Genomic DNA, 8,700 nt, shown 5'->3' on the forward strand with positions numbered 1-8,700 from the left:
CTTCACTTATTATTAATACGATCGCTGCGATTTCTCATCATGACGATCTTGAAAAAGAATGGGAAGAAAATCAATTAACACCAGCAGGAACACCGATGGATTTTACGTTACAAGAAGAAGTTTGTGTCGAAAAACTGCGTCAACACGTCAAAGATTCTCTTTATCGAGGTTGTTGGGTGGCTTTATTAACTTCTATGCACTGTTGTTTTTTGCATAAAGATCTTAAAGAGGAATTTCCAGAAATTAAACTAGACAAACGCAGTACGGGTGTAGCTTCATCGGAAACACGAATTGGTAAAAATGAAATTTTAGTGGTTTACGGAAAAAATACAGATATCAATAGATTTTTAAAGTAAATAAGAATTAATATCTGTTAGATTTAGCAAAGTTTAATCTTCAAGTTCGAAAAAATAAAATGACAGACAATACATTGACTTGGGAAGAATTTTCTAAAGTAGAAATGCGCGTAGGGACAATAGAAACAGCAGAGATCTTTAAAGAGGTTAGAAACCCTGCCTATAAAATGGTGATCGATTTCGGTCCCATAGGAAAACGAAAAACCTCTGCCCAAATCACTTCTTTATACCAACCCGAAGACTTGGTTGGAAAACAAATTGTGGCTGTGGTTAATTTTCCTCCTAAACAAATTGCCAACATCATGAGCGAATGTTTAGTGCTCGGAGCTTTAGGAGATGACAAAGACGTTACTTTAATAGAACCAGGATTGAAATTGAAAAACGGTGCTCGCATCGCCTAAAGCCTAGAAAAAGCTGTATTTTAGCACTGATTTATAATTATGGAAACACTTGCTTTTTACTGTAGTTCGGTGAGTTGGGGAGGTTTAGAAATGAACTTTATCCGCTACGCTCAATGGATGCGCGAACGTGGTTTTAATGTGGTATTGTACTGCGTCAAAGATGCTTACATCGATGAGAAAAACAAGGAATACCAAATTCCTGTACGCTACGTAGCCCACAATAAAAAGTACTTTGATTACAGCAATGCGAGTAAGGTAAGCAAGCAATTTAAAAAGGATAAGGTGAAGGCCGTTTGGATAAGAGACAGACGCGATATGAATATCATGGGGCTTGTAAAATCCAAATTGAACAAAGGCTTTAAAATCATCTACCAACAAGCCATGCAAATCGACGTGAAGAAAAAGGACATTTTTCATACACGTAGGTTCTCTAAAATAGACCTTTGGATTTCACCGTTAGAGTTTCTAGCAGAACAGGTAAAAGAAAACACCAATTTCCCAGCCCACAAGATCCATCAAATTCCATTAGCGACCGATAAAGTAGCAGGAACAAAACTCAATAAAGAAGAAGCTAGAAGACAACTCGAAATACCTCAAGACAAGTTCATATTAGGAATTCTTGGACGCTTGGATCCTTTGAAAGGTCAACATTTTTTAATCAAAGCATTGGCGGAGTTAGAAAAAGAACATAAAGATGTTGAATTACTCATAGTGGGTGACCTTACCCATAATGAAGGAGAGGATTACTATCAACTTTTACAAGATGAAGTCCAAAACTTGGGGCTCAACAATAAAATTCATTTTAGGCCTTTTATGAAAGATACAGAAGCGTTTTACAAGGCAATTGATGTATTTGTAATGGCTTCGGAGGGAGAAACTTTTGGTATGGTAACCATTGAAGCAATGAGCTATGGATTGCCAATAATAGGAACAAGATCTGCCGGCACGCCAGAAATTTTAGGTCAAGGGATCTATGGCAAGCTCTACGAAGTCAATAACATTAAAGATTTCTCAACACAGTTTAATGGGCTTTATAAGAATTATGAAGCTGCGATAGAAATGGGTTCCAAAGCGCAAGAAAAGGCGTTAAAAACGTTTACAAAAACCTCTGTATGCGCTGCCCTTGAGGACTTATTATCACCACACATTAAGAAGTAGGTTATTCATCTAAAAAAATAATCCTTTGGTCTAATTAAACATCTCTTACTCTCCTACAGTTGTAATTTTGGCATTTTTATAACCGTGAAGAAGAAGGATGAAATCAAAAGTACCCGTGAATTAATCAATGTAATTCTAGAGGAAATCATCTTGGATTTATCTTCTAAAGACGAAGCCAAGCAGAAAGAATACACCCTACAATTTATAACAAGCGCAAAAAAGCTACATCGTATTCTCAAAGTACCCTTCAATACATTGTATGGAGAAAAAGATTACCAAAAAATAGCCGCAGATGCTCAGCCATTAATTGATAAACTTTTCCTCGACACACATTTTAACTCCAAAACTTCAGACAGAGTTATGAATGAAGTGCTCCAATATTATTCCCTGGATAAATAAGTTAAAAGACAAAGAAGTTACTCGATCTACTTGCTATAACCTCAGGCGAAACTCTAAAGTATTTTCTCATATTTTCAAGATTTAAAACTTCAGAAGCTGAACCTTGCTCTACACATTTTCCCTTGTGCATTAACAAGAAGTTTTCACCGTAATTCACAGCTAAATTGATATCGTGAATCACTCCAACAACAGTTAAGTTAAAACGATCAATCAACTCGTGTAACAACCTTAAAAACTGAACTTGATACTCTACATCTAAATACGTCAAAGGCTCATCTAAAAACAAATATTTTCTATGTTGTTCTTTTCCCCAAACTTGGGCTATGCACTTCGCAAAAAGCACGCGTTGTCTTTCTCCTCCGCTCAAACTTAAAAAATCCCGACCTACAAATTCGTCTAAATTGAATAAGTTAATTGCCTCGGCTACAATCTCCTTGTCGCGCTGCGAGGCATTCTGTTTGAAGTAAGGATAACGTCCCATCATCACCAATTCCTCAACTTTTATGGGAAATGCATTAAAATTAGATTGTGACAATACTGCTCTTCGTTGAGCAAGATCCTCTGTACTCCAATCAGACAGATTTCTTCCCAGAAAATGTATGTCACCGGTGTAATTTTTCTCTAATCCACTTAAAATTTTAAGAAGAGAAGTTTTTCCAGCACCGTTCTTTCCAACGATAAAATGAATCTTTCCTTCTTCTAAATAGGCATCGTTTACTTGTGCGATAACCCTTTGCTTAATCTTAAATTCAACTCCTTCTATTTTCATCTAAAATTGATAGTTATTCTTGCGTAAGAGGTAAATAAAAACGGGAACACCTATAAGAGTAGTAAGTATACCAATGGGTAACTCTGCTGGCGCAAACAAGGTACGTGATAGTAAATCCGATAAACAAAGTAGAACAGCTCCCACCAATGTACTTACAACCATTAAACGTTTATTTTCTGACCCCAGAAACATGCGCACTAAATGGGGTACTACCAAGCCTACGAAACTAATCACACCTGTAAACGCAGTAGCCACAGCTATCATTAAAACATTTAAAAAAAGAATGATGAATTTTAACCGCTTTACATTAACACCAAGGTATACAGCTTCATCTTCTCCTAAAATAAGTGCATTCAAGGATTTGGCATAGCGCAATGCTACTATCAAACAAAAAAGGAATGCCAAAGTCATTATTTTCAAATTATCCCAGTTTGCCCCGGAAGTTGTTCCTAAATTCCAAAAAGTGATAGATCTTGCCTGCGGGTCTCTGGCCAAATATGAGAGAAAGCCTACTCCACTTAAGAAAAGAGCATTGATTGCCAAACCTGATAACAATAATGCCACTACAGCAAGCTTCCCTTTTTTATTTTGAGATAACACAAAAACCAACGTGGTAGACAATACTCCTCCCAAAAATGCGAGCAAGGGTAATCCAAACTCTCCCAAAGGTAGGTTTACACCTAAAGTAAAGTATAATGCAGCTCCAAATGCCGCTCCACTTGATGTTCCCACCAACCCTGGTTCAACGATTGGGTTTAAAAAAAGTGCTTGTAATAATACACCTCCCAACGCTAATATCGCTCCTACTAAGGCCGTTAGTAATACACGTGGTAATCGGATATTCATGAAAATAGCCTCATGGGTGGTCAATGTTTCATTACTACCCATTTTTGAAAGCGCTTGTAAAATATCCTCTAAACTTACAGCAACTGCTCCAAGTTTTACCGCCATAATCATTACCCCTCCTAGAATTAGAAAACCTACAACAACAGTCCAAACAGCCTTAGTCATTTCTATGGAGTATTTCGTGAAGTTTTAAAACATTTTCTCCTGTTCTCGGACCAAAGTAAATGATGTCATAGCCCTCTATTCTGTATATTTTACCAGACTTTGCAGCATTGGTCTCTGCTATCCCCGGGAGTTCCATAACTTTTTCCTTACTCCCCAATCTATCGTATCCAAAATCCGTTAATAAAATCACATCTGGATTAGCTTCAGCTATAAGTTCTGGGGACGTAATACGCTCCATACCTTTCTTTTCGATACAAATCTTTCCGCCGGCCATTTCCACCATTTTTCCGGCAACGCTTTCTGCTCCAACGGCAAGGTATATGTTCATGGCCTGACCAAAATGAATTACGACAACCTTAACGGTATCCGATTGAACTCCAAGTTTATCTTTCACCATTAATAGATCCTGATCTAATTTTTGGCACAAGGAATCAGCCTCTACTTGTTTACCAAAATAGGTCCCCATTTCTCTTAACAACTTCTTCGTACTCGTAATATCCTTTGCTTTATTTTCAAAGGAATGCATGGGTAAATTCAAGTTTTCTAATTGATCTACCACTTGTTTGGGGCCTATACTAAAGTGACCACCTTTATGAAGGAGTAAACTTGGTTTTAAAGACATAATCCCCTCCAGACCAAGGTGCATGTGATAACCGATATTCGGTAAAGATTGCGCGGCTTTAGGATAAGTACTACTCAAATCCACACCTACCAAATTATCGGTTGCTCCCAAGGCATATATAAACTCAGTATACTGTTTGGAAGCACTAATGATTCGGGGTTCAGGACCCTGTTCAATTTTTGCTACCTCTTGCTCATTATTGGGTGAACTACAGGCCAATAAAAGGGCACCTGTACCCAAAATTTTAAATAAATTTTTCATATGCGAAAGAACCGGGAGCTTTCGCTCCCGATTTAAATAATGGTTAAAATGTATAGTTCAATTTCAATCCTCCATAGAATAATGCTTCATAAGCACCTGGAGCATAGATAGAAGGTTTAGGACCTTTTTCCCAATTCACAAACACCATGTTGTAATACAATGAATTTGTAAGGTTATTTCCACCTACAAAAGCATCCACCTTCAAATGCTTTCCAAACTCTTTATGATAACCAACTTTCGCATTTAATAACGTGTAAGCTGGAGCACTGTGTGCATTATCAAAAGTAACGTACATATCATCCACATATTGGAAGTTAACATTCGCGTAAACTCCAAAATTTGTTTCAGCATCAATACCTGCATTAAAAACCATAGGAGGAACACCAATTACTGTATTTCCAGTGTAGTCTCTGGTTTGCGTGTTGTCGTTAGCATCGCTCTTAAAATCACTGTAAGTAAAGGCATTGTAGGTAAAGTTTGCAAACGGACGTAACAAGGAAAGTGTTTTCTTTTCATCCTTAACGATAACATAAGACAAAGCCATTTCAGCTCCTAAATTCCTTTGATTACCGGCATTAACTCCGTAAGAATATAAAACAACACCCGAATCGTCTACAACGGCTTTAGCAGTAATTTTGTCTTTGATATTCATATCAAAGATTGCTACTTGCCAAGACAATTTGTTTTGGAGTACACTTCCACGAGTTCCCAATTCTATTTGAGTAGCCATTTCGGGTTTCAAGTTTTTGTTGATTTCACCCGTGTAGGCGATTACAAAATCAGAAGTAGTTGGCGGTGAATAACCTTGCGCAACATTGATAAATACCATTTGATGTTTACCCAACTCTTTTTCTAAAGCAATGCGGGGAGTAATTACCGTGTTAAACTGATGCGTACCAGACCCATCTAAATGGTTTGTATTCCCTGAGGTTGCCATTCTATCAAGTACAGTATAATTGATCTGGTTGGCACTTGCACCAGCACTTAATCGAAAACGGTAAGGCATTTCCAAGTTCCACTCCATGAAATAATTACCTTGGAAAGCTGTAATATCATTATTAGCTCTTAGGTCTCCCAAAACTGAATTCATTAAGCCAAAAGACTTGTAATTCCCCTTGGATTGTTGAATTTCAGCACCAATATTTCCAGTGAGTTCATATTTCTTTCCAAGTGGGAAGAATAAAGTAAATACCGAACGACCACCTACATTTTGTGAAATGTTATCCGATAAACCAACCGCATAAGCCTGGGTTAAAGTACTACTAGACAAAAAAGCCGTTGTTTGATTAGAGATGTATTTGTTGAACGCATAATTATGCGTTAATCCTGCACGATAGCTTTCTATTTCTACACGACCATTATTCTTCAAATACTTTTCCTCCCCAACATTCTCTCGATTAAAAAACTTAGCACTATCGAGTTGACCGGCCAATTCCTCGTAAGAATTATTGTAAGCGAAATAGGTTGAGAAGCTTTGTTTTTTATTTACGTTAAAATCACCCATAAAGGATAGATACCTCTTTTGTGAAGCAGAGTGAACTCTGTATCCATCATAGTTTTGGACACCATAATTTAAGGCAATAGTAGAAGTTTCTGTATTACTTTTTAGCGAAGTAGTAGATCGCAACAAACCATAACTTCCAGCAATTATATTTTCTTCTATAGAGGTTCCGAATTGCTTTGGTTTTGCTGTATACATGTTCACAACGCCTCCAATACCTGTTCCGTATAAACTAGAAGCTGGTCCTTTAATAATTTCAACTTTACCTAAAGTGGAAAAGTCTATATCATCTAAAATGGTTGTTCCATTTGCATCGGTTAAAGGAATACCATTGAAGTAAGCTTTGTAACCCATTCCGTTGAAATTGGTATTGTTTCCATATCCACGAATGGTAAATCGCTGTCCTCCACTCATGGTGCGCTTTTCCATACGTACACCCGTTTGTAAGTTAACTGCTTCCTCCAAAAACAAGCCCGTTGTACGGTTCAAGTCTTTTTCTGAGAGTACGTTTACCGATTGAGCAGTAGATGCATCGCTTTGATTGACCATCTTCTCTCCTCTTACCTCAAAAGTACTGAGGTTTAATGCTGTAGCATTCATTCTTACTACGAGCTCTGAATTACAAGAAAGGTCTTTCGCTTGCCATGTTTCATAGTTTTCCTGACTCACCTTAATGGTCATATTTCCAGTACAAGACAAAGCAAAACGACCATCCTCTTGAGTAATTACTGTTTGATTTCCATTATTAACAATGGCTTCCTTAATCGGTGTTTGCGTGTAGTTGTCTATAATGATTCCACGCAAAGAATCTTGTCCAACAGCATACAACGACGCCATTAGAATAAATACGGTTAAAAATTTATTCATTATTATCCTTTTATCCCTTGTTTCCAAGGGAGTTAATTTCTTTAAATTGATTAATCGTCCCATCTGTTAAGGGACTCACTTGATAAGAAATTAAAGGAATTGAGGGGGTGGTCCTTGCACTTCTTTAAAACGAGAAGTATAATTGGAAACAAAACTATTTATCCATTCCCTTGAATGAGGGTAATACTCCGTATGAACTACTATAGCATTAAAGTTATTCCACTTATCGGCTGTGCATAGGACATGCGTTTTAGACTTTTGTAAAGGTGTACTCTGATTTAAAGCTGCCTGAAACCAAGCGGTATATCGCTTACTTAAAATTGTTTCTTTAGTATCCTTCCAACATTTGTATACAACACTATCCCCGTCATATGCGCGATGTACAATATCGTACATTGTTTCGAGGTATTTAAATTCACGCGCATGTTTCCATTCCATGACATGGGCAGTGTCTTTTAAAGCAAACTTAAAATGAACCAGTTCGTCTTCTGCAGCCCCATGTTTAATCATAGTCCTCACCTCATGTCGCACCGCCGACTTTTGCACCCCATACATTATCCTCAAACCTATAAAAGGAAAGAGTAAAACGATGGAAAAGACCACGATAATCGTATGTAAGATGTGTTTTTTCAACGCACTAATTAAAATTGAATGAAAAGGGTGGTTTATAAGGTAGAGAAGTTAAACTTCACTAAGGTATTTTCAGACACCCAAATTCAATGAACAGGTGATTAGATTCACCTAGCTGTTGAAAGCACGAAATATTTGATGCACTTACATCTGAATAAACAACCTCAAAATTAGAACTACCAATAGTGTTGATTGCTAATGATTTAGATTGCTCCTCATTTTCTTCCTCTTCTTCAGTGGTCATCAATTCCATGTTAGATTCATCCTCCGAAGATTGATGAATACTTAAGGTGTTATCCAAAGTATAATTTTGTGGAAGTGCTAGAGAAGGTTGTATACAAAAAAGAGTAGCGACCAATACGATTAATAACCGTAGACCACTACTCTTCAATATGTAAGATAATACCTTCATTCTCTAGGAAAGCAAATATAAATATTTGTTATGTAAAGCCATTACCAGCCCATTAGAATTCAACTAAAAATGTCAAATTCCTTGTATTAAAAACGAAAACGTATCCCTAGGTTCAAACGGTTTCCACCGGTAATACTGCTTAAATTATCCACGTTGTAGACTTGATGAACCACAGGCAGGTATTTAATCCAATAAGTCATCTTGCTTCCTTTAACGGCCACACCTAAATCTGCCAGAAAAGCATTCCCTCCAGTGTTGAACACAATTTTACCGTTTTCAGTATGCTGGTTTCCATGTTCATAATACCCTCCTA

The 8,700-nt window shown here is 37.2% G+C and carries 11 protein-coding genes; 4 read left to right on the forward strand and 7 right to left on the reverse strand.

The features are described from left to right. From AC22ZQ_RS09845 to AC22ZQ_RS09860, 4 genes are all read left to right on the forward strand, one after another. Positions 1–356 (forward strand): DUF3891 family protein (locus AC22ZQ_RS09845; protein WP_318958614.1); only part of this gene is annotated, 356 nt, incomplete at its 5' end. Positions 357–415: 59 nt separating this feature from the next. Then, positions 416–757, forward strand: a complete 342-nt coding sequence (locus AC22ZQ_RS09850) for a tRNA-binding protein (RefSeq protein ID WP_318958615.1) — start codon at positions 416–418, stop codon at positions 755–757. 39 nt (positions 758–796) lie between these two features. Beyond that, positions 797–1,915 carry a glycosyltransferase family 4 protein gene (locus AC22ZQ_RS09855; RefSeq protein WP_318958616.1) on the forward strand — a complete coding sequence of 373 codons (1,119 nt, stop codon included), beginning with the start codon at positions 797–799 and terminating at the stop codon, positions 1,913–1,915. Positions 1,916–1,999: 84 nt separating this feature from the next. Further along, on the forward strand, positions 2,000–2,314 hold the full coding sequence (locus tag AC22ZQ_RS09860; protein WP_318958617.1) for a hypothetical protein: 315 nt from the start codon (positions 2,000–2,002) through the stop codon (positions 2,312–2,314). A gap of 1 nt (position 2,315) precedes the next feature. On the opposite strand, the gene AC22ZQ_RS09865 is transcribed toward AC22ZQ_RS09860, so the two are convergent. The 7 genes from AC22ZQ_RS09865 to AC22ZQ_RS09895 all read right to left on the reverse strand — a co-directional run. Beyond that, the gene (locus AC22ZQ_RS09865; RefSeq protein ID WP_318958618.1) at positions 2,316–3,083 is read right to left on the reverse strand and encodes an ABC transporter ATP-binding protein; all 768 of its coding nucleotides are present in this window, start codon (positions 3,081–3,083) and stop codon (positions 2,316–2,318) included. After that, positions 3,084–4,094, reverse strand: a complete 1,011-nt coding sequence (locus tag AC22ZQ_RS09870) for a FecCD family ABC transporter permease (protein WP_318958619.1) — start codon at positions 4,092–4,094, stop codon at positions 3,084–3,086. Beyond that, positions 4,087–4,977, reverse strand: a complete 891-nt coding sequence (locus AC22ZQ_RS09875; RefSeq protein WP_318958620.1) for a heme/hemin ABC transporter substrate-binding protein — start codon at positions 4,975–4,977, stop codon at positions 4,087–4,089. The genes AC22ZQ_RS09870 and AC22ZQ_RS09875 overlap by 8 nt, the downstream gene beginning before the upstream one ends. Before the next feature lie 43 nt (positions 4,978–5,020). Next, positions 5,021–7,345, reverse strand: a complete 2,325-nt coding sequence (locus AC22ZQ_RS09880) for a TonB-dependent receptor (RefSeq protein ID WP_318958621.1) — start codon at positions 7,343–7,345, stop codon at positions 5,021–5,023. Positions 7,346–7,435: 90 nt separating this feature from the next. Continuing rightward, positions 7,436–7,978 (reverse strand): hypothetical protein, encoded by a 543-nt coding sequence (locus AC22ZQ_RS09885; RefSeq protein WP_318958622.1) that lies wholly within the window; start codon positions 7,976–7,978, stop codon positions 7,436–7,438. A gap of 58 nt (positions 7,979–8,036) precedes the next feature. Next, complete coding sequence (locus AC22ZQ_RS09890; RefSeq protein WP_318958623.1) at positions 8,037–8,387, reverse strand: hypothetical protein; 351 nt, start codon at positions 8,385–8,387, stop codon at positions 8,037–8,039. Positions 8,388–8,473: 86 nt separating this feature from the next. Continuing rightward, a partial coding sequence (locus AC22ZQ_RS09895; RefSeq protein ID WP_318958624.1) for a hypothetical protein occupies positions 8,474–8,700 on the reverse strand: 227 nt, incomplete at its 5' end.

It is taken from the genome of Lishizhenia sp., assembly GCF_057456495.1.